This window comes from Streptomyces sp. NPDC017202, assembly GCF_044331705.1.
In the GTDB taxonomy this organism is placed as follows: Bacteria; Actinomycetota; Actinomycetes; order Streptomycetales; family Streptomycetaceae; genus Streptomyces.
Genome location: NZ_JBIRNP010000020.1, coordinates 29,551 through 50,313 on the forward strand (window position 1 = coordinate 29,551; position 20,763 = coordinate 50,313).

General features: G+C 74.1%; 19 protein-coding genes and 2 pseudogenes. 14 read left to right on the plus strand and 7 right to left on the minus strand.

Going from position 1 to position 20,763, the window contains the following annotated elements:
- Positions 1-166: 166 nt before the first annotated feature.
- Positions 167-580 carry an ATP-binding protein gene (locus ACH4N1_RS28345; protein ID WP_398101587.1) on the minus strand — a complete coding sequence of 138 codons (414 nt, stop codon included), beginning with the start codon at positions 578-580 and terminating at the stop codon, positions 167-169.
- 342 nt (positions 581-922) lie between these two features.
- Between ACH4N1_RS28345 and ACH4N1_RS28350 the strand changes: the two genes are divergently transcribed.
- From ACH4N1_RS28350 to ACH4N1_RS28360, 3 genes are all read left to right on the plus strand, one after another.
- Complete coding sequence (locus ACH4N1_RS28350; RefSeq protein WP_398101391.1) at positions 923-1,144, plus strand: hypothetical protein; 222 nt, start codon at positions 923-925, stop codon at positions 1,142-1,144.
- 57 nt (positions 1,145-1,201) lie between these two features.
- A complete protein-coding gene (locus ACH4N1_RS28355) occupies positions 1,202-2,680 on the plus strand; it encodes an aminotransferase class I/II-fold pyridoxal phosphate-dependent enzyme (protein WP_398101393.1) in 1,479 nt (492 codons plus the stop codon).
- A 301-nt stretch (positions 2,681-2,981) separates the two neighbouring features.
- A complete protein-coding gene (locus ACH4N1_RS28360; protein ID WP_398101395.1) occupies positions 2,982-3,437 on the plus strand; it encodes a cyclic nucleotide-binding domain-containing protein in 456 nt (151 codons plus the stop codon).
- 99 nt (positions 3,438-3,536) lie between these two features.
- Here ACH4N1_RS28360 and ACH4N1_RS28365 read toward each other — a convergent pair.
- Together ACH4N1_RS28365 and ACH4N1_RS28370 are read right to left on the minus strand one after the other, a co-directional pair.
- A pseudogene (locus ACH4N1_RS28365) lies at positions 3,537-3,782 on the minus strand (MFS transporter); the annotation flags it as partial.
- 76 nt (positions 3,783-3,858) lie between these two features.
- Positions 3,859-4,473, minus strand: a complete 615-nt coding sequence (locus ACH4N1_RS28370) for a LysE/ArgO family amino acid transporter (protein WP_398101398.1) — start codon at positions 4,471-4,473, stop codon at positions 3,859-3,861.
- A gap of 69 nt (positions 4,474-4,542) precedes the next feature.
- On the opposite strand from ACH4N1_RS28370, the gene ACH4N1_RS28375 reads away from it, so the two are divergent.
- A complete protein-coding gene (locus ACH4N1_RS28375; RefSeq protein WP_398101401.1) occupies positions 4,543-5,442 on the plus strand; it encodes a LysR family transcriptional regulator ArgP in 900 nt (299 codons plus the stop codon).
- Between the two features lie 120 nt (positions 5,443-5,562).
- Complete coding sequence (locus tag ACH4N1_RS28380) at positions 5,563-5,811, plus strand: WhiB family transcriptional regulator (protein WP_398101404.1); 249 nt, start codon at positions 5,563-5,565, stop codon at positions 5,809-5,811.
- A 263-nt stretch (positions 5,812-6,074) separates the two neighbouring features.
- Here the strand turns inward: ACH4N1_RS28380 and ACH4N1_RS28385 are convergent, their stop codons facing one another.
- Positions 6,075-7,472 carry a M1 family metallopeptidase gene (locus ACH4N1_RS28385; protein ID WP_398101406.1) on the minus strand — a complete coding sequence of 466 codons (1,398 nt, stop codon included), beginning with the start codon at positions 7,470-7,472 and terminating at the stop codon, positions 6,075-6,077.
- A gap of 152 nt (positions 7,473-7,624) precedes the next feature.
- Here ACH4N1_RS28385 and ACH4N1_RS28390 point away from each other — a divergent pair, with 152 nt between their 5' ends.
- Positions 7,625-7,972, plus strand: a complete 348-nt coding sequence (locus ACH4N1_RS28390; protein ID WP_398101408.1) for a DUF488 domain-containing protein — start codon at positions 7,625-7,627, stop codon at positions 7,970-7,972.
- Between the two features lie 141 nt (positions 7,973-8,113).
- On the opposite strand, the gene ACH4N1_RS28395 is transcribed toward ACH4N1_RS28390, so the two are convergent.
- Both ACH4N1_RS28395 and ACH4N1_RS28400 read right to left on the minus strand, forming a co-directional pair.
- A complete protein-coding gene (locus ACH4N1_RS28395; protein WP_398101589.1) occupies positions 8,114-9,811 on the minus strand; it encodes an FAD-binding dehydrogenase in 1,698 nt (565 codons plus the stop codon).
- Between the two features lie 17 nt (positions 9,812-9,828).
- Entirely contained in the window at positions 9,829-10,539 is a 711-nt protein-coding gene (locus ACH4N1_RS28400; RefSeq protein ID WP_398101410.1) for a TetR/AcrR family transcriptional regulator, read from the minus strand.
- 166 nt (positions 10,540-10,705) lie between these two features.
- On the opposite strand from ACH4N1_RS28400, the gene ACH4N1_RS28405 reads away from it, so the two are divergent.
- Positions 10,706-11,464, plus strand: coding sequence for an MBL fold metallo-hydrolase (locus tag ACH4N1_RS28405; protein WP_398101412.1), 759 nt, complete (start codon positions 10,706-10,708; stop codon positions 11,462-11,464).
- 9 nt (positions 11,465-11,473) lie between these two features.
- Complete coding sequence (locus tag ACH4N1_RS28410; protein ID WP_398101414.1) at positions 11,474-12,709, plus strand: DUF4032 domain-containing protein; 1,236 nt, start codon at positions 11,474-11,476, stop codon at positions 12,707-12,709.
- A 55-nt stretch (positions 12,710-12,764) separates the two neighbouring features.
- Here the strand turns inward: ACH4N1_RS28410 and ACH4N1_RS28415 are convergent, their stop codons facing one another.
- Positions 12,765-13,637, minus strand: coding sequence for a universal stress protein (locus ACH4N1_RS28415; protein WP_398101416.1), 873 nt, complete (start codon positions 13,635-13,637; stop codon positions 12,765-12,767).
- A gap of 448 nt (positions 13,638-14,085) precedes the next feature.
- Between ACH4N1_RS28415 and ACH4N1_RS28420 the strand changes: the two genes are divergently transcribed.
- The 6 genes and pseudogenes from ACH4N1_RS28420 to ACH4N1_RS28445 all read left to right on the plus strand — a co-directional run bounded on the left by ACH4N1_RS28420 (position 14,086) and on the right by ACH4N1_RS28445 (position 20,704).
- Entirely contained in the window at positions 14,086-15,762 is a 1,677-nt protein-coding gene (locus ACH4N1_RS28420; protein WP_398101418.1) for an FAD-dependent oxidoreductase, read from the plus strand.
- An 11-nt stretch (positions 15,763-15,773) separates the two neighbouring features.
- Positions 15,774-17,282, plus strand: coding sequence for an ATP-binding protein (locus ACH4N1_RS28425; protein WP_398101592.1), 1,509 nt, complete (start codon positions 15,774-15,776; stop codon positions 17,280-17,282).
- Positions 17,279-17,632 (plus strand): UBP-type zinc finger domain-containing protein, encoded by a 354-nt coding sequence (locus ACH4N1_RS28430; protein WP_398101421.1) that lies wholly within the window; start codon positions 17,279-17,281, stop codon positions 17,630-17,632. The genes ACH4N1_RS28425 and ACH4N1_RS28430 overlap by 4 nt, the downstream gene beginning before the upstream one ends.
- Before the next feature lie 88 nt (positions 17,633-17,720).
- Positions 17,721-18,299: pseudogene (locus ACH4N1_RS28435) on the plus strand (LuxR C-terminal-related transcriptional regulator); the annotation flags it as partial.
- A 231-nt stretch (positions 18,300-18,530) separates the two neighbouring features.
- On the plus strand, positions 18,531-19,601 hold the full coding sequence (locus ACH4N1_RS28440; RefSeq protein ID WP_398101423.1) for a tetratricopeptide repeat protein: 1,071 nt from the start codon (positions 18,531-18,533) through the stop codon (positions 19,599-19,601).
- Complete coding sequence (locus ACH4N1_RS28445; RefSeq protein WP_398101426.1) at positions 19,598-20,704, plus strand: polyprenyl synthetase family protein; 1,107 nt, start codon at positions 19,598-19,600, stop codon at positions 20,702-20,704. The genes ACH4N1_RS28440 and ACH4N1_RS28445 overlap by 4 nt, the downstream gene beginning before the upstream one ends.
- Positions 20,705-20,763: the final 59 nt, after the last annotated feature.

The following is a 20,763-nucleotide window of genomic DNA, read 5'->3' on the forward strand; positions in this document are numbered from 1 at the left end:
CGAAGCACGAACCTCCATCTGCCCTGGGTCCGGAGGAACAAACTCCGGTGTCGGGAAACCTCTTCGGGTGGCTGGTGCGGCCGTGGCGGCGTCTTCGGACACGGGGCCTCGGCGACGATCGGGCGGCGGTCGGGGCCCGGCGGCCGTGGGAGGGGCCGGCGGTGGGTCAGGAGACGGGGACGACGACGGTGATGCGTTTGCCGCCGGACGGCAGGCCGGACACCCGGACGTCGCAGGCCAGCCGGCAGACGATCGGCCAGCCCCGGCCGCCGGGCCGGCGCCGTCCCTGGTCGTCGAGCGGGTCGGTGACGACGGGCAGCCGGTCGCTGCGATCGCTCACGGAGACCCGTACGGCCCGCCCGTCGATGTCCACGTCGAAGTCGATGATGCCGCCCCCGTGGAGGATGGCGTTGGAGGTGAGTTCCGAGGCGACGAGCAGCGCGTCGGAGACGGCCTCCTCGTCGTAGGGGCTGCCGGTCGCCCCGCCTCGTCCGTCGAGTGCGCGGCGTATGGCACTGCGGACGTCGGACGGCCGGCAGGGCCCGTCCCCGTGGCAGTGCACCGGGGGCGGCGCGCCGATGCCGTGCGTGCCGTCGGTGCGGTCCGGCCGGTACGCGCGGTCCGGCCGGCCGGTCCCGCCGGTCTCGCCGGTCTTGCTGGTCCCGTCGGTCTCGCCGGTCCCTTCGGTCTTGCTGGTCCCATAGGTCTTGCTGGTTCGGTCGGTCCGGTGGTTCGCGTTCGCACGCATCCTTTCGCTCTCCTGACGTCCTCGACTGGTCTGGTGGACCCTCTCCCCCGCCGGCCGCCGGGCACGGCCCTCTCCTTCCGGCTGGCCCCCGAAAGACCGGCCAAACCTGCCTTTCCGGGCATTCGACGGCATTCGGCAGGTCATCGACGGGCCTTCCGGGGGTAGGCGGAGTACATGACGGATGTCGTGGACTCGGACGAACTGCTGCGGCGCATCCAGCGCGCCAGGGCCTGCGCGCGCGAGGAGCTGCGGAACCTGCGGTCGCGGAGCGAGGATCTGGGGCGCACCGATCCCGACGCGGCGCGCGAGGCGCACCTGCGGAGCCTGGCGTACGAGGCGGTCCTGGACGTGCTGGACGAGATCGTGACCCCGGGGCATCACACGGGTGCCACCTGACCTGAGGTTTCCGCGGCCGCCCGATTGACGGGCGGCGGTGCGGGCACCCGGCTCCGCATGTCGGTCGATCACACGCGCGCACCCGTACTGGAAGCCCTCGTCGAGTACCACCGCCAGGGGCGGCTGGCGTTCTCGCCGCCAGGACACAAGCAGGCACGCGGCGCCGACCCCGACGTACGGGCGGTGCTGGGCGACGCGGTGTTCCTCGGCGACGTCCTGGCGTCGGGTGGGCTCGACGACCGGCTGACCCGGGGCCGGGTCCTGGAACGCGCCGAGGAGCTGATGGCGGACGCCGTCCACGCCGAGCACACCTTCTTCACGACGTGCGGGAGTTCCCTGTCGGTCAAGGCCGCGATGCTGTCGGTGGCCGGGCCGCACGAGAAACTGCTGATCGGGCGGGACGCGCACAAGTCCGTGGTGTCGGGCCTGATCCTCGCCGGGATCGAACCGGTGTGGGTGGAGCCGCAGTGGGACGCCGAGCGGCATCTGGCGCATCCGCCGTCCGCCGCGAGTTTCGAGAAGGCCTTCGAGGTCCACCCCGACGCGAAGGGCGCCCTGGTCACCAGTCCGACGCCGTACGGCGCCTGCGCGGACCTGCGGGCGATCGCCGAGGTCTGTCACCGCCGCTCGTTGCCGCTGGTCGTGGACGAGGCGTGGGGTGCGCATCTGCCCTTCCACCCGGAGCTGCCGTCCTGGGCGATGGACGCTGGTGCCGACATCTGCGTGACCAGCGTCCACAAGATGGGCAGCGGCCTGGAGCAGGGCTCGGTCTTCCACCTCCAGGGCGACCGTGTCCCGGCGGAGCTGCTGAAGACCCGTGCGGATCTGCTGGGCACGACCAGCCCGTCGGTGCTGCTGTACGCCGGGATGGACGGCTGGCGGCGGCAGATGCGCCTGCACGGCGAGGAGTTGATGGGCACCGCCCTGGAGCTGGCGGCCGAGGTGCGGGCGGCCGTCGAGCAGATCGACGGCATGCACGTCGACGACCGGACGGACTACTGCGGTCCGGGCCTGGCCGACGACTTCGACCCGCTGCCCGTCGTCATCGACCTCGAGGGGCTGGGGGTCTCGGGTTTCCAGGCGGCCGACTGGCTGCACGAGCACCGGTCGGTCGGCGTCCATCTCTCCGACCACCGGCGGATCGGCACCCAGATCACCCACGGCGACGACCGGGAGACGACCGGGGAGCTGCTCGCGGCCCTCAAGGGCCTCGCGCGTGCCGCGCCGGACCTGCGGCCGGCGCCCCGCACACAGGTGCCGCCCCCTGCCGAACTCCGTCTGGCACAAGCCCTGTTGCCGCGGGACGCGTTCTTCGGTCCGGCCGAGCACGTCCCGTTGTCGAAGGCGGCCGGCCGGGTCGCCGCGGAGATGATCACACCGTATCCGCCCGGCATCCCAGCCGTCCTGCCCGGTGAGCGGCTCACCGAGCCGGTGCTGCGTTATCTGCGCTCGGGGCTGGAGGCGGGCATGAACCTGCCCGACCCGACGGACCGGCGGCTCGACACGATCAGGGTGGTCGCGCGGGACGCGGAGTGAGCGGAGCGGGACCGACGGGCGGGGAAGTGAAACAGGTCACGTGACCGGGTTATGGTTGCGCGAAAAGCGTCAGAATGGTTTACGGTTCACCCAGTGGTCGCGGAGTCGAGTTCTTCTCCTCCGCATACCGCATGCGACGGCCCTGGCTGGCTTCCCCCGTCCAGCCAGGGCTTTCGCATGCCCGCCGCCGAAACCTCCCGCCGCCGAGGTGCCCGGGGCGCCCGCAGCCGCTGAAATGGGCTTAGGGCCTCGAGGCCTCAGGGAACACCCCGGAACCATCGCCGGCGAGGAGCCCCGTGCCATGACCAGAGCGACGAAGCTGCTGACCGCCCTCCCCCCGCCCCAGCGCCAGCGTCTGATGACCCTCGCCCGCGAGGTGTCCTTCCCGGAGGACACCAGGATCTTCGAGGCGGGCGGCACGGCCGACCGCTTCTGGGTCATCCGCTCCGGGGCGGTCTCCCTGGACCAGCAGGTGACGTCCGTGCAGCGGGTCACCGTCGCCAGTCTCGGCGCCGGCGACCTGCTCGGCTGGTCCTGGCTGTTCCCGCCGTACCGGTGGGACTTCGGCGCGGAGGCGTTCAGCCCGGTCCGCGCCTACGAGTTCGAGGCCCGGGCGGTGCTCAAGCTGTGCGAGGAGGACCCCGCACTCGGCCTCTCCCTGGTCCGCATCGTGGCCGAGATCCTCGCCCACCGCCTGGAGACCACCCGGGGCAGACTCATGGAGCAGTACGGCATGAACCGCCGCAGGATCATCTGATCCGGACGACAGGTCATCCGGACGACGGACCCTGGACGCGGTGGCGCCGCAGGGCCGGTACCGCGCAGGCCAGGCCCAGCATGACGGCGACGACCAGCAGACGGCGACGGCGGCGAGCCGGCTGCCGACGGCGGTGACGACGGTCGAGGACCACGGCCGGAGGTAGGCGGGCCGGCGCAGCGGGCGGGTGCCCATCGCCCGGCGGCGCCGGCCGCGCCGGGCTGTGTCCTGGGGGCCCTGCGGGTGCGCCGGCGGCGGGTCCGGCGGGCGGCCCGGCTCGGGGGCGGTCCGGGCCGCCGCTCCGGTTCTCGCCCCGGGTGCGTCGCTGCTCTCGCTCGCGTCCATGGAGTCCCTGGTTGCCCGTTACATCTTTCTGGTCCGGGGGTCACTGCCGCAGCTCGGGCTGTGACGGCGCGGACGCTCAGGCGCCGGCGATCAGGGTGGCACCGAGGGTGATCATCGTGGCGGCGACGAGTCCGTCCAGGACGCGCCAGGCGCCGGGCCGGGCCAGGAAGCGGCCGAGCAGCCGCGCCCCGAAGCCCAGCGCGGCGAACCAGCACAGGCTGGCCACCGCCGCCCCCAGGCCGAAGGTCCAGCGCAGCGGGCCGCGGTCGGCGGCGACGGTGCCGAGCAGGAAGACCGTGTCGAGGTAGACGTGCGGGTTGAGCCAGGTCATCGCGAGGCAGGTGAGCACCGCCCGGCGCCGGGAGCCGGTGGCCTCGCCCCCCGTCTCCAGGGCGCCGCCCGGCTTGAGCACCCGGCGGGCGGCGAGGGCGCCGTAGCCGAGCAGGAAGGCGCCGCCGAGCCAGGCGACGGCGGTGAGGGCGCCGGGCCAGGCCACCACCAGCGCGCCCACCCCGGCCACCCCGAGGGTGATGAGGACGGCGTCGGACAGCGCGCAGATCGCGACGACGGCGAGGACGGCGTCCCGGCGGATGCCCTGGCGCAGGACGAAGGCGTTCTGGGCGCCGATGGCGACGATGAGGGAGAGACCGGTGCCGAAGCCGGCCGCCGCGGCGGCGAGGGAGGTGGACATGGCGTCCACGCTAGGGAGTGAATCACTGCGGGACCAGCTAAAGATTCTTACGTATCATTAGCGATCGTGATGACGGATCTTCCCCTCGACCAGGTGCGCACCCTGCTCGCCGTGGTCGACGAGGGCACCTTCGACGCCGCGGCCGCCGCCCTGCACGTGACGCCGTCGGCGGTCAGCCAGCGGGTGAAGGCGCTGGAGCAGCGCACCGGCCGGGTCCTGCTGCTGCGCACCAAGCCGGTGCGGCCGACGGAGTCCGGGGAGATCGTCGTCCGGTTCGCCCGGCAGCTGGCCCGGCTGGAGCGCGACACGCGGTCCGAACTGGGCATGAGTGGTGCCGGAGAGCCGACGCGCGTGACGGTGGCGGTCAACGCGGACTCGCTCGCCACCTGGTTCCTGCCCGCCCTCACCCGCGTACCGCGCGAGCCGCCGTTCTGCTTCGAACTGCACCGGGAGGACGAGACGCGGACCGCGGAACTGCTGCGCGAGGGCCTGGTGATGGCCGCGGTGACCTCCCTGCCGGACGCCGTCACCGGCTGCTCGGTCAGATCCCTGGGCTCGATGCGCTACTTCGCGGCAGCGAGTCCCGACTTCGCCGCGGCGTTCCTCGACGGCGCGGCGCTGGGCGAGGGGCTCGCGCGGGCGCCCGTGGTCACCTTCGACCGCCGCGACGACCTCCAGGACGCGTTCGTACGGAGGTTGCGGCGCGGCCCCGACGGCGCGAGCCGGCTGCGGCACGCCGTGCCGACCTCGGAGGGCTTCCTCGACGCGGTGGTGGCCGGGCTCGGCTGGGGCATGGTGCCCGAGCTGCAGGCCCGGAAGCTGCTGACGGCCGGGCGCCTGCTCTCCCTCGCACCGGAACGTCCCCTCGACGTCCCCTTGTTCTGGCAGCAGTGGAAGCTCGACTCCCCCGCCCTGGCCGCCGTGACGACCGCCGTCACGGAGACGGCGGCGAAGACCCTGCGGGGCTGAGCGGGCGGCCGGGGCCGCGGCCACCGATCCGTGCGGCGCGGTTTCACTTCGGCCCTGCCGGTGACCCGATCAGGAGCAAGTATCCGGAACCGCACACGACTTCGATCGCAGGTGACTTCGATGGACGACTGGCGACAGAGCGCCGCGTGCCGCCATGAGGACCCGGAACTCTTCTTCCCGATCGGCACCTCGGGTCCGGCACTGCTGCAGACCGAGCAGGCGAAGGCCGTCTGCCGGGGCTGCCCGGTGCGGGACCAGTGCCTGGAATGGGCGATGGAGACCGATCAGGGCCTCGGCGTCTGGGGCGGCACGAGCGAGACCGAACGGCGTGCCCTCAAGCGGCGCATCAGGGCACGCCGCAGTTCGTGATTCCCCGCGGAGGGCGGGCCGGTACCGACCGGCCCGCCCTCCGCGGCGTGCCCTGCCACGCCTCCCGCGGGGCCGCCTCCCCGCGCGCCGCGCCGGGGACCGCCGGCCGCGCCACGAGGCCCCCGTCGGCTCGGCCGTCCCGCGGTGCCGTGGCGGCGGGCAGCCGCAGGGTGAACACGCTTCCGGCGCCCGGCGTGCTCGCCGCCCCCGCCGTGGACCATGACTCGGCCTTGGCCGAGAGGGGTGAGGAACCGGTCAGGTTCTCAAGGCCGGTTGGGCTTTCCCTGAGCGTACAGCCAGGTCCTGAACAGGTTTTCGAGGTTCTTGCCGGACACCTTCTCCGCCAGGCTCTCGAACTGGGCGGTGGTGCCGTGGCCGTCGCGGTGGCCGGACGCCCAGGCGCGCAGGACGCGGAAGAAGGCGCGGTCCCCGACCGCGGTGCGCAGGGCGTGCAGGGCCATGGCGCCGCGGGCGTAGACGGGCGTACCGAAGATGTTCGCGCCGCTGCCGGGGTCGCCGGGCGGGAACTCCCACAGGCCGTCGCTCGCCGGGCGGGCGTACAGCGTGTCGAAGGCGGCCTGGGCGCTCGCGCCGCCGTGCTGTTCGTCGTAGAGCCACTCGGCGTAGGTGGCGAAGCCCTCGTTGAGCCAGATGTCCTTCCAGGAGGTGAGGGAGACGGAGTCGCCGAACCACTGGTGGGCGCTCTCGTGGACGAGGGTGCTCAGGTCGGGCGCGCTGTCGTACACGGGCCGGGTCTGGGTCTCCAGGGCGTAGCCGACGTCCGGGGCGTGGTCCACGATCGAGCCGGCCGCGCGGTACGGGTACGGGCCGAACAGGCCGCTCCCCCATGCGAGCACGGAGGGCAGTTTCGCCAGCACGGGCTCGGCGGCGGCCGCCTCGCGGGGGTCGACGGCGTCGTAGACGCGGATGCCGTCGCGGGTGGTGTACTGCCGGACCCGGAAGGTGCCGACGGTGGCCGTGGCGAGGTAGGCGGCCATGGGCTCGGCCTGCCGCCAGCGGTAGGTGGTCCTCCCGTGCGCGGTCCGCTTGCCGAGGAGGACGCCGTTGGCGACGGCCGTGCGGCCTTCGGGGACGGTGATGGTGAAGTCGTAGGAGGACTTGTCGGTGGGGTGGTTGTTGGCGGGGAACCAGGTCATGGCGCCCTGCGGCTCGCCCGCGACGAACGCGCCGTCGTCGGTGGGGATCCAGCCGTCGGGGGAACCGTCGGGGTCGGTGACCGGGCCGGGGGTGCCGGAGTAGGCGACGGTCACCTGGAACCGCGCGCCCTTGCGCAGGGCGCGGCGCGGGGTGACGACGAGTTCCTGGCCGTCGCGCCGGTGACCGGCCTTGACGTGATCGACGGTCAGGGCGGTGATCTTCAGGCCGTTGAGGTCGAGGTCGAAGCGGCTCAGCGACCGGGTGGCACGGGCGGTGAGGACCGCCTTGCCGTCGAGGTGCCGGGTCGCCGGGTCGTAACGGAGGGTCAGGTCGTAGTGGTCGACGTGGTAGCCGCCGTTCCCGGCGAGCGGGAAGTAGGGGTCGCCGACACCGGGCGTGCCCACCGGACCGGCCGCGAGCGCGGGGTCGGCGGCCGTGAGCAGTGCCGTCACGGCCAGGGGTACGGCCGCGAGGAGGGCGGGGCGTCTGCGGAGGTGTGTCACGTGCGCTCCTGGGGGGTGACTGGTGGTCAAACATGATCAGACTAGGCACCGGGCCCTTCGGATTCGCCCCCGTTCAGGTCAAGCCGCGCGGCGCGGGCGGCCGGCCCGTGCTTACCCTCGGCACCACCGCCCGCCCCGTGGAGAGGCCGCCCATGAGTGTCCGCGTACGCCGCGTGTACGACCCGCCCGAGCCGGAGGACGGCGTCCGCGTCCTCGTCGACCGGCTGTGGCCGCGCGGCCTGGCGAAGGACGCGGCGCGGGTGGACGAGTGGCCCAAGGGTCTGACGCCGTCGGACGAGCTGCGCCGCTGGTACCACGCGGGGGACGGCTCCCACGAGGAGTTCGCGCGCCGTTACGAGGCCGAGCTGGCCGGTCCCGAGGCGGAGGAACTCCTTCTTCATGTCCGGGAGTTGGCGGCCTCGGGGCCGGTGACCCTGCTCACCGCGGTGAAGGATCCGGAGCACGGCCACGCGGCGGTCCTGGCCCGTCTCCTCGGCTGAGGACGGGCCGCCTGCCCTGCTGTGGGGCGCGCCCCTTCCCGGCCGGGGGCGGCCCGGCCCCCGGCCGGTTCCGGGAGGCGGCGTGATCGCCGGCCGGGGACGGGTCCGCGGCCTCCGCCGGGGACGGGCCCGGTCCCGGTCTCACCCCGTCTGCCGGGCCGCCGCCCGTCCCGCCGCGCGTCCCGAGAAGAGGCAGCCGCCGAGGAAGGTGCCCTCCAGGGCGTTGTAGCCGTGGACGCCGCCGCCGCCGAATCCGGCGACCTCGCCCGCCGCGTACAGGCCCTCGATCGGGCTGCCGTCGGCGCCGAGGGCGCGCGAGTCCAGGTCGGTCTGGATGCCGCCGAGGGTCTTGCGGGTGAGGACGTGCAGCTTGACGGCGACGAGGGGTCCGGCCTCGGGGTCGAGGATGCGGTGCGGGGTCGCGACGCGGCCGAGGCGGTCGCCGATGTAGCGGCGGGCGTTGCGGATGCCCTGCACCTGCGAGTCCTTGGCGTACGGGTTGGCCATCTGGAGGTCGCGGGCACGGATCTGGCGGCGCAGGTCGTCGGCGTCGAGCAGCGCCTCGTCCGTCAGGCCGTTCATCTTCTCGACCAGCCGGTCCAGGGTGTCGGCGACGACGAAGTCCGCGCCCCGGTCGAGGAAGGCCCGCACGGGGGCCGGCGCACCCCTGCCGAGGATGCGGTCGCGCAGGACGGCCTTGCGGTCCTTGGCGGTGATGTCGGGGTTCTGCTCGGAGCCCGACAGCGCGAACTCCTTCTCGACGATCTTCCGGGTGAGGACGAACCAGGAGTGGTCGTACCCGGCGATGTCCTCGGTGGTGCGCAGGTGCCGGAGGGTGCCGAGGGTGTCGTAGCCCGGCAGGCAGGGGTCGGGCAGGCGGCGGCCGAGGGCGTCGAACCACATCGAGGACGGGCCGGGCAGGATGCGGATGCCGTGGCCGGGCCAGACGGGGTCCCAGTTGCGGACGCCCTCCGTGTAGTGCCACATGCGGTCGCGGTTGACGAGGCGGACACCGGCCGCGGCGCTGATGTCGAGCATGCGGCCGTCGACGTAGGCGGGGACGCCGGTGACCATCTCGGCGGGCGGGGTGCCGAGGCGTTCGGGCCAGTGGCGGCGGACCATGTCGTGGTCGGCGCCGATGCCGCCGCTGGTGACGACGACGGCCTGGGCGGTCAGCTCGAAGTCGCCGACGCGCTCGCGGTTGGAGGGGACGCCGCGCGGCGAGTCGTCGGGCGCGAGGACCGTGCCGCGTACGCCCCGCGCCGCGCCGCCCGCGCCGCCCGCGCCGCCCGCGCCGTCGACGAGCAGCTCGTCGACGCGGTGACGGTGGTGGAAGGTGAGCAGCCCGTCCCGGACGGCCTGCCGGGCGTACCGCACGAACGGCTCGACGACGCCCGTGCCGGTCCCCCACGCGACGTGGAAGCGGGGCACGGAGTTGCCGTGCCCGTCGGCGCGCAGGTCGCCGCGCTCGGCCCAGCCGACGGTCGGCACGAAGGAGATGCCGTGCCCGGCGAGCCAGGTCCGCTTCTCCCCCGCCGCGAACTCGACGTAGGCGCGCGCCCAGCGCACCGCCCAGGAGTCCTCGTCGTCGGTGCGGTCGAACCGGGCGCTGCCCTGCCAGTCGCTCCAGGCGAGGTCGAAGGAGTCCTTGACGCCGAGGCGCCGCTGCTCGGGCGAGTCGACGAGGAACAGCCCGCCGAAGGACCAGAACGCCTGGCCGCCGAGGTTGGCGGCGTTCTCCTGGTCGACCAGGGCGACCCGCCTGCCCCTGCTGGTGAGTTCGTGCGCCGCGACCAGGCCGGCGAGGCCCGCTCCGACGACGATGACGTCCGCGTCCATGGCGACCGTTGCCTTTCTCATTCGGGGTGCTTCTCGGGGGCTCTTGCGGGGTGGCGCTCGGGGTGGCTCCCGGGAGCTCTTGCGGGGTGGTGCTCCGGGGGGCTCCCGGGGTGGGCGCCGCCTTCGGTCAGCAGCGCGGTGAGGAGCTGCTTGAGCCAGGCGCGGGCCCCGTCCACGTCCTTGTCGAGCAGCAGTTGGGTGGTGACCCCGTCGTAGGCGGCGACCACCGCGCGGGCGGCGGCGTCGGCGTCGCCGAGGACGGCGGGCGGTGCGTCGGGACCGCGGTCGCGGCCGAGCCGGTCGGCGATGGCGCCACGGAGCGTCGCGCGGTGTTCGAGCAGCGTGCGGGCGACGGCCGGGGCGCGGGCGGCGTGCACGAGGAAGTCCGTCTTCACCAGCAGCCAGTCGTGGTCGAGGAGCAGCACCTCGGTGACGCGGTCCACGGACGCGGGCACGTCGAGGGCGGGTCCGTCCCCGGCGAGCGCGTCGGCGACCTGCCGGGCGATGAGGTCGGCGCGCTGCCGGTAGAGGGCGAAGAAGAGTTCGTCCAGGCTGGCGAAGTTGGAGTAGAAGGCGCCCCGGCTGTAGCCGGCGGCCTCGCAGACCTCCTCGATGGAGACCCGCCCGAAGCCCTTGGCGGCGAACACCTCGAAGGCGGCGTCGAGGAGGTTGGCCCGGGTGCGCACCCGGCGCCGGGTGACACGCCTCGCCGTCTGTTCCGCCGCCATGTCGGACCTCCGTTCGATACGGGAATGTATCCGATGCATTCGTGTATCGAAAGACTCGCGACAGCCACTGCCACTGCCACTGCCACTGCCACTGCCACTGCCAGAGTCCCCCGGTGATCTGCTTTGCTGTTCCCGTCGGACACGGACCTCACCCCACGGGACGATCATGCGGGCAGACGTACGGCAGGTGGCGGACGGCACCTATCTGGTGCACGGCGGCAACACCAACTGGGTGATCCTCACCGAGGGCGACGCCGTCACCCTGATCGACACCGGCTACCCGGCGGACCGGCAGCGGCTGCTGGACTCCCTCGCCGCGGTGGGCAGTTCACCGCGGGCCGTCACCGCCGTCCTCGTCACCCACGCGCACAACGACCACCTCGGGTCCGCCGAGCACCTGCGCACCGCGTACGGCACGCCCGTCCTCCTGCATCCGGCCGAAGTCCCGCACGCCCGGAGGGACTTCCTCCAGCAGGTGAGCGTCGGGACGGTGCTGCGCAACGCCTGGCGGCCCGGTGTCCTGCCGTGGATGGTGCACGTGCTGCGCTCCGGCGGCACCGAACAGCATCCGGTCACCGCCCCGGAGCCGTTCCCCGCCGCCACCGGCACCGGCGGTGCGCTGGACCTGCCGGGCCGGCCCGTGCCCGTGCACACCCCCGGTCACACGGACGGCCACACCGTCTTCCACCTCCCGCAGGCCGGGATCCTCGTCTCCGGTGACGCGCTGGTCAGCGGGCACGCCACCTCGCGGATCCGGGGGCCGCAGCTGTTGCCCGGCATGTTCCACCACGAACGGGCCCGCGCGCTGGCCTCGCTGGACGTGATCGGGTCCCTGGCGGCCGACACGCTGCTGCCCGGCCACGGGCCGGTGCACCGGGGGTCCGTGCGGGAGGCTGCCCAGCGGGCCCGGGAACACTCCGTCTAAGGTCGGGCCATGGCTTTGCAGATCAGCGCCACCAATCCGGAGCATCCGGCCCTCCTGCTGGAACTGCCCTGGCAGCTCCCGCTGGAGGAGTGGCCCGAGGACCTTCTCGTACCGCTGCCGCGCGGCATCTCCCGGCACGTGGTGCGCTACGCCCGCGCCGGCGACGAGGTGATCGCCGTCAAGGAACTGGCCGAGCGCCCGGCGCTGCGCGAGTACGAGCTGCTGCGCGACCTGGACCGGCTGGGCATCCCGGCCGTCGACCCGCTGGCCGTGATCACCGGGCGCGTCGACCCGGCGGGCGACCCGCTGGAGCCGGTCCTGGTCACCCGGCATCTGGGCGGGTCGATGCCGTACCGGTCGATGTTCGAGACGACCATGCGGCCGGCGACCATGCACCGGTTGATGGACGCCCTGGCGGTGCTGCTGGTGCGGCTGCACCTGACCGGGTTCGCGTGGGGCGACTGCTCGCTGTCCAACACCCTGTTCCGGCGCGACGCGGGCGCCTACGCCGCGTACCTGGTCGACGCCGAGACCGGTGACCTGCATCCGCAGCTGAGCCCCGGACAGCGCGACTACGACCTCGACCTGGCCCGTGTGAACATCAGCGGTGAGCTGCTCGACCTGGAGGCCTCCGGCGCCCTGCACCCGTCGGTGGACCCGGTCGAGTTCGGCATGGAGATCTGCTCCCGCTACCAGGGGCTGTGGCAGGAGCTGACGCGCACCTCCGTCTACCCGGCGGGCAAGTACCACTACATCGAGCGCCGTATCCGCCGGCTCCACGAGCTGGGCTTCGACGTCGCGGAGATGCAGATCGAGCACTCCTCCAACGGCGACACGGTCACCTTCGTGCCGAAGGTCGTCGACGCGGGCCACCACCAGCGGCAGTTGCTGCGGCTGACCGGCCTGGACACCGAGGAGAACCAGGCCAGGCGGCTGCTGAACGACCTGGAGAGCTGGATGGCCACCCAGGACGACTACGCCCCGGGCGACCCCCTCGCCGCCCGCCCCGAGGTGCTGGCGCACCGCTGGGTACGGGACGTGTTCCGGCCGACCGTGCGGGCCGTACCGCTCGAACTGCGCGGCTCCATGGACCCGGCGGAGATCTACCACGAACTCCTCGAACACCGCTGGTACCTGTCGGAGCGCGCACAGCACGACATCGGCCTCGACACGGCCGTGCAGGACTACATCGCCAGGATCCTGCCCCGCGCGCGGGAGACCCTGGAGCCGACGACGCCGGAGTGAGCCGGGCACCGGACGGGCCGGGTCCCGCCCGCGTCACTCGTGCGGGACCCCCGCGTCACTCGTGCGGGACCACGGCCACGGGGCAGTCCGCGTGGTGCAGCACGCCGTGCGCCACCGAGCCGATCCGGGCGCCGACGGCGGTACGGCGGGCCCGTCGGCCGACCACCACCAGCTGGGCCCGCCCGGACACCGACAGCAGCACCTGGCCGGCGCTGCCGATCTCCACGTGCTCCACCACCGGTACGTCCGGGAAGCGCTCGCGCCACGGGGCGAGGGCGTCGGCCAGCGCCTTCTTCTCGTACGGCTCCAGGCCGCCCGCGTCGTCGAGCAACTTGAGCGAGGCGGGGCTGTACGAGAACACCGGGGGCAGCGTCCAGGCCCGCACCGCGCGGACGGAGGCGCCGCGGGCGGCCGCCGTCTCGAACGCGAACCGCAGGGTGGGCGCGCTGTCCTCGGGCGAGCCGTGCTGGCCGACCACGATCTCGTGCCCGGCGACCTCGGAGGCGGCCTTGTCCCCGGCCCGCACCAGGACGACCGGACGGCGGGCCTCGGCGATCACCTGCTGGCCGACCGAACCGAGCAGGAAGCCGACGACCGCGCCGTGCCCGCGCGAGCCCAGCACCAGCAGTTCCGCCTCCGCCGCGGCGGCGACCAGCGTGTCCGCCGGCTCGCCCTCCAGGACGTCGCCGGTCACCCGCAGTCCCGGGTGGCGCGCCGAGACCTCGGCGACGGCCTCCCCGGCGGCGGCCCGCACCCAGTCCCGCTGGGCGTCCCGGTCCGCCACCTCGGCCGCCGCGTCCGGCTGGAACCGCCAGGCGTGCACCACCCGCAGCGCCAGATCCCGCCGGACGGCCTCCCTGGCCGCCCAGGCCAGTGCCGCCAGGCTCTCTTCCGTTCCGTCGACGCCTGCCGTGATCGGGCCCGTCATCCTGCCGCCTCCCCGCTTCTCTTCACCGAATCGATTCGGTTCGTCGGGTCCAGTCTTCACCACCGGCCTTCCGGTCATGACCTTGGAGTCGGGACAGGTGATCATCGACGCGGCCGATCCGGCCGGGCCGGGGCACCACCCGGCCGAGGCCCTCGGCCGGGTGGTGCTGGAGGATCCCGGGGGCAACGAGTTCCGCGTGCTGAGCGCCCGTGAAGGCGGAGACCCGCCCCGGTCCGGCCGCGGGTGGCCTTCCCGGCCGGCCGCGGGTGCCCGTCCGTCCCCGGCCGGCGGGCCCCGTGTCGTGTCGACCCACGGTGCCCCGTCCTGTACCGGGAGCGCACGGCCCCGCCGGCCCCGGAGCGGACGCGGGCGATCGAACATACGATGGGCGGGAACCGGCGCGGGGCCCGCCGTGCGGCGAGTCCTGAACCCTCGGGGTGGGAGACGTATGGCACAGGCCGCCGAGACCGCGCGGACCGTCATTCTGACCGTGGACGACGACCCGGGGGTCTCCCGCGCCGTCGCCCGCGACCTGCGGCGCCGCTACGGCGCCGCGTACCGGATCGTGCGCGCCGAGTCCGGCGAGTCCGCGCTGGACGCCCTGCGCGAGCTGAAGCTGCGGGGCGACCTGGTGGCCGTGATCCTCGCGGACTACCGCATGCCGCAGATGAACGGCATCGAGTTCCTCGAACAGGCGCTGGACGTGTACCCCGGCGCGCGGCGCGTGCTGCTGACCGCGTACGCCGACACCAACGCGGCGATCGACGCGATCAACGTGGTCGACCTCGACCACTACCTCCTCAAGCCGTGGGACCCGCCGGAGGAGAAGCTCTACCCGGTCCTGGACGACCTGCTCGCGGCCTGGCGCGCCAGCGACCACCGGCCCGTGCCGGCCACCAAGGTCGTCGGGCACCGCTGGTCGGCGCGCTCCTCCGACGTGCGGGAGTTCCTGGCCCGCAACCAGGTCCCCTACCGCTGGTACTCCGCCGACGAGCCGGAGGGGCGGCGGCTGCTCGCCGCGGCCGGCGCGGACGGCCGGCAACTGCCGCTGGTGATCACCCCCGACGGCACCCCGCTGACCGAGCCGGACGCTCCCGAGCTGGCCGCCCGCGTGGGGCTGGCGACGACCCCGGAGGCCGAGTTCTACGACCTCGTGGTGATCGGCGGCGGCCCGGCCGGACTCGGCGCGGCCGTCTACGGCGCCTCGGAGGGGCTGCGGACGGTACTGGTGGAGCGGTCGGCGACCGGCGGGCAGGCCGGGCAGAGCTCCCGCATCGAGAACTACCTCGGCTTCCCCGACGGCGTGTCCGGCGCGCAGCTCACCGACCGGGCCCGCCGCCAGGCCACCCGGTTCGGCGCCGAGATCCTCACCGCGCGCGAGGTGACGGGACTGGAGGTCAACGGCGCCGCCCGCGTCGTACGGTTCTCCGACGGCTCGGCGGTCGCCGCGCACAGCGTGATCCTGGCGACCGGTGTGTCGTACCGGCAGCTCCTGGCGCCGGGCTGCGAGGACCTGACCGGCTGCGGGGTGTACTACGGCTCGGCGCTCACCGAGGCGGCCTCCTGCCAGGGGCAGGACGTGTACATCGTGGGCGGCGCCAACTCGGCCGGCCAGGCGGCGATGTACCTGGCGCGGGGCGCCAAGTCGGTGACGCTGCTGGTGCGCGGCGAGTCCCTGACGGCGTCGATGTCGTACTACCTGATCCAGCAGATCGAGGAGGCGCCGAACATCTCGGTGCGGACCCGTACCGTCGTGGAGGCCGCGCACGGGGCGGAGCACCTGGAGCAGCTCACGCTGCGGGACGTGGACAGCGGGGCGAGCGAACTCGTCGACGCGCAGTGGATGTTCGTGTTCATCGGCGCGGCCCCGCTGACCGACTGGCTGGACGGCACCGTGCTGCGCGACGAGCGCGGGTTCATCCTGGCCGGGCCGGACCTCACCCCGGACGGGCGGCCGCCGGCGGAATGGGAGCTGGACCGGCCGCCGTACCACCTGGAGACCAACATCCCCGGCGTGTTCGTGGCGGGCGACGCGCGCGCCGAGTCCGCCAAGCGCGTCGCGTCCGCCGTCGGAGAGGGAGCCATGGCCGTCATGCTCGTCCACCGTTATCTGGAGCAGTCGTGAGCGGGACGCCGATGCCCTGCGACCCGGCCGAGATCAGCACGCTGTTCCTGTTCGAGAAGCTCTCCCCCGAGCAGCTCGGACGGCTGTGCGCCGAGGGGCGGGTGGAGCGGTTCGAGGCCGGTCCGGTCTACACCGAGGGCGACCCGGCGACCTGCTTCTACGTGATGATCGAGGGCACGGTGGTGCTGTACCGCCGGGTCGGGGGCGACGACGTCGAGGTCAGCCGCACCTCGCAGCGCGGTGTGTACGCGGGCGCGATGCAGGCCTACCTCGGGGACCGGGTGCCGCAGGTCTACAACAACTCGATGCGGGTGACCGAGCCGACCCGCTTCTTCGTGCTGCCGGCCCAGTCGTTCTCGGACGTCATGCAGGAGTGGTTCCCGATGGCCGCGCACCTGCTGGAGGGGCTGTTCTTCGGCTCGAAGAGCACCCAGCGGGCCGTCGGCCAGCGCGAACGGCTGCTGGCGCTCGGCTCGTTGTCGGCCGGGCTCACGCACGAGCTGAACAACCCGGCCGCCGCGGCCGTACGGGCCACGGCGACGCTGCGGGAGCGGGTGGCGAAGATGCGGCACAAGCTCGCCGTGATCTCGCAGGGCGCCTACTCCCGCGAGGTGCTCGCCGGACTGATCGAGATCCAGGAGCGCACCGCCGAACGGGTCGCCAAGGCTCCGGTGCTGAGCCCCCTGGAGGCCTCCGACCGGGAGGACGAGCTGACCGACTGGCTCGACGACCACGGCATCCCGGAGGGCTGGCGGATCGCGCCGACGTTCGTGCAGGCCGGACTCGACGTGGACTGGCTGGAGCAGGTCGCGGCGGCCGTGGCGGCCGACATCCTGCCCAACGCGATCGGCTGGCTCAACTACACCGTCGAGACCGAGCTGTTGATGGACGAGATCGACGACTCCACCAACCGGATCTCCCATCTCGTCGACGCGGCCAAGCAGTACTCGCAGCTCGACCGCGCCCCCTACCGGGTCGTCGACGTCCACGAACTCCTCGACAGCACGCTGCTGATGCTGTCCGGGAAGATCGGGCAGAGCATCGAGGTCGTCAAGGACTACGACCGCGGCGTACCGGACGTCCCCGCGTACCCGGCGGAGCTGAACCAGGTGTGGACGAACCTCGTCGACAACGCGGTCTTCGCCATCAACAGCGTCGGCGGGGAAGGCACGTTGACCGTGCGGACCGCGCGTGAGGGCGACCGGCTGCTGGTCGAGTTCGGCGACACCGGGCCCGGCATCCCGGCGGACGTCCGCAGCCGGATCTTCGACCCCTTCTTCACCACCAAACCGGTCGGCGAGGGCACCGGCCTCGGCCTGGACATCTCCTGGCGGATCGTAGTCAACAAGCACCACGGCAGCCTCCAGGTCGAGTCCGCGCCGGGCGACACCCGCTTCCAGGTACTGCTGCCGCTGACCGCGCCGCAGCCCACGAACGACGCCGGAGCCGACACCGGCACCGGCACCGACGCCGAAAGCACCTCCGACACCGCGTCCGACACCGCCGAGGAGCCCGTATGACCGACGCCCACGCCATCGATCCGAGCGTCCCGCCGAGCGGCACCGGCTGCGTCGAGTGCGACGCGAGCGGCGGCTGGTGGTTCCACCTGCGGCGCTGCGCCCGGTGCGGCCACGTCGGCTGCTGCGACTCCTCCCCCGCCCAGCACGCCACCGCGCACTGGAAGTCCACCGGGCATCCCCTGGTGCAGAGCTTCGAGCCGGGCGAGGACTGGTTCTGGGACTACGACGGCGACGAGCTGTACGAGTCCGGCCCGGACCTGGCGCAGCCGTCCTCCCACCCTCTGGACCAGCCCGTGCCCGGCCCGGCGGGCCGGCTGCCGGACGACTGGGCGCGGTCGCTGAACCGCTGACGCCCGGCAGCCCGTTCCCCCGCGGGGTCCGCCCCGCCGCCGGGCGGTGTCGTCGGTGCCGCGTGCCGGGATGGAGCCGTGCCACCCACGGCGTTCACCACCGCGTTCAGCGGCCGGGAGGCCGCAGGGCCCGGAGGGGCAGGCCTGGCCGGCCCGGGCCGGGGCCGAGCGGGCGCGGGCGGCCGACGAGCCGGACGCGGCGGCCTGGGAGCGGGCGATGGCCGCGTTCGCGTTCGGCGACGTGTACGAGCGGGCGCGCTGCCGGCTGCGGCCGGCGGAGGCCCTGCCGGCCGCCGGCCGGCGCGAGGAGGCGGCGGGCGAGGCCCGCGCCGCCCGGGAGACGGCCGTACGACTGCGGGCGGCGCCGCTGCCGGCACGGGTGGACGCCCCCGTCCGGCGGGGCCGCCTGACGCCCGTGGCGTCCGGCCGGAAGGGACCGGCCGTCCTCACGGCCCGGGAACGGGACGTCCTGCGGCTGCTCGCCCTCGGCCGCGGCCGCGGCCGCGGCAACCGGCAGATCGGCGAGGAGTTGTTCATCGGCGCCAAGACGGCCGGCGTCCACGTCTCCGGCATCCTGGCGAAGCTGGGCGCGGCCGGCCGTACGGAGGCGGCGGCGATCGCCCACCGGGAGGGACTGCTGGAGCCCGGGACGGACGCGCCGGGCTGAGCGCGGGGCGGTACCCCTCCCCCGCCGCCCCGGCGGCCCACCGTGCCGCGGCCCGTCGAGTGATCTGCGCCTCACAGGCAACCCGGTCCGCCGTACACACGTCTTGACCGGCAACGACACGCGGCGTCCGATGACGCCCGCCCCGGTCGTCTTCTCGACCGGGGCGTTTTCCGGACGCACTATACACGCCATGTATACACACAGTGTATACGTGATGGCCGAAAGGAACCGATGTACGGCAAGGCTTTCGCCCCGGAGTACCAGGGCGCCCTCACCACCCTGTCGGTGAACTCGTCCCTGGTCGACGTACTGACCGCCGGAACCGAGCAGTTGGCGGCGGCCGAGCGGGCCGGTGAACGGGCCGAGGTGGCGCGCTCCGGGCTCGCGGTCGCCGAGGCGCACCGCAGGCTGGGCCAGGTGGGCGAGGCCGACCGGGCCTGGAAGGCGAGCTACCGCGCGGCCCGGGACGCGGGCGACGTGGCGGCGATGGCATGGGCCCTGTGGAGCGGCGGCACCCTGGCCCGGCAGCGGGGCGCCTTCCCGTTGGCCCGGCGGCTGCTGGCGCTGGCGGCCGACCTCGGGGAGCGCGGCGGGGACGTCGTCGTCCGGGGCTACTCGCTGGCCGGGCTCGCGGAGACCGGCCGCATCCAGGGCGACTACGAGGCCGTCGGCAGGCTGCACGAACAGCTCCTGGCCGAGGCCCGCCGGCGCGGCGAGGCACGGCACACGGTGTGGGCGCTGGAGGGCATCGCGCAGATGCACCGCAACTCCGGGGACTTCGACACCGCCTACGCGCTGTTCCAGGAGGCGGCCGAGATCTCCGCGCGCGCCGACGACCGGCGGGGCCACGCCTGGGCGCTGCGCGGCCTGGCGGACGTCGTCTCCGTGCGGGACGGCGACACCGAGCGCGCCCTCGTCCTGCTGGCCGAGGCGGAGACGGCCTGCCGTGCGATGAACCTCACCGGCGCACTGGCCTACAACCACAAGATGCGCGGCAACGTCCTGTACCGGGCGGCCCGTTACGCCGAGGCGCGGGACCTCTACCAGCAGGCCCTCGCGGAGTTCGGCGCGATGAGCGAGCCGCGCGGGACGGCCCTCGCCCGGCTCGGGCTGGCCAAGTCGCTGGCCCGCCTGGGCCGCGACCGCTCCGAGACGGCCACGGAACTGACGCGACTGGCAGCGGAGTTGGAGCGGATCGGACTGCGGCACGCACGGGAGATGGTGGCGCGGGCCGAGGAGGAACTCGGCATCGGGACGGCCGCCGGCCGTCCGGGCGGCGCGACCGCGGAGGCCGCACGGTGACGGCGCTCTCCACCACCGCGCTCTCCGCGACGGCGCTCTCCGCGACGGCGCCTTCGGGCACGGGGCTCTCCACGGCGGTCGCCGCGCCGGCGGCGGGGCCGGCCGCCCCCGCCGTCCTCGACCGCTGCCGCACGCTGGTGCGGCCCGCGCTGGCGGAAGCGGTCGGCCGACTGCATCCGTGGGTGGGCGAGATGGCCGCGTACTCCTTCGGCTGGTGCGAGGTGGGCGGGGCGCCCACCGCCGCCTCCGGCGGGAAGGGGCTGCGGCAGGCCCTCGCCGTGCTCGGCGCCGAGGCGGCGGGAGCGCCCGCACGGGCCGGGGTCGCCGCGGCCGTGTCGGTCGAACTCGTGCACGCCTTCTCCCTGTTGCACGACGACATCATGGACGGCGACCCCACGCGCAGGCGCCGCCCCACGGTCTGGAAGGCCTACGGCACGGGACCCGCGGTCCTCGCCGGTGACGCCCTGTTCGCCCTGGCCGTCGAGACCCTCGCCGCGGCCCCCGGCGGCGCCGGCGGCGTACGGCTGCTGTCCGGGGCGCTCGCCGGGCTGGTCCACGGGCAGGCCGACGACCTGCTGTTCGCCGCGCGGCCCTGGTCGGGGCCCGAGCGGGTGCGGCCGGACGCGTACCGGGCGATGGCCGAGGGCAAGACCGGCGCGCTGCTGGGCTGCGCCGCCGCGCTGGGCGCCGTGCTCGGCGGGGCCCCCGAGGCGACCGTCACCGCGCTGGACCGGGCCGGACGGCATCTCGGGATCGCCTTCCAGGTGGTCGACGACCTGCTGGGGATCTGGGGCGATCCGGCCGTGACCGGCAAGCCCGTCCACGGTGACCTGCGCGCGGGCAAGAAGACCTTTCCGGTGCTGGCGGCCCTGGAGTCCCCCCGGCCGGCGGCCCGGCGCCTCGCCCGGCTGCTGGAGTCGGGGGGCGATCCCGTCGAGGCGGCGGCGCTGGCCGAGGAGGCCGGGGGCCGGGCGGCGGCACTCGCCGAGGCGCGCCGGCAGGTGTCCGCCGTGGAGTCGGCGCTCGCCGGGGTGCCGCTGCGGGCGGGGGCCGCGGACGACCTGCGGTCGCTGCTGGACTTCCTGGTGCGGCGCGACCTCTGACCACCGTCCGGACCCCGGTTGACCCGGTCCACCGCCGCGCGACAGGGTGCGGGGAGCGC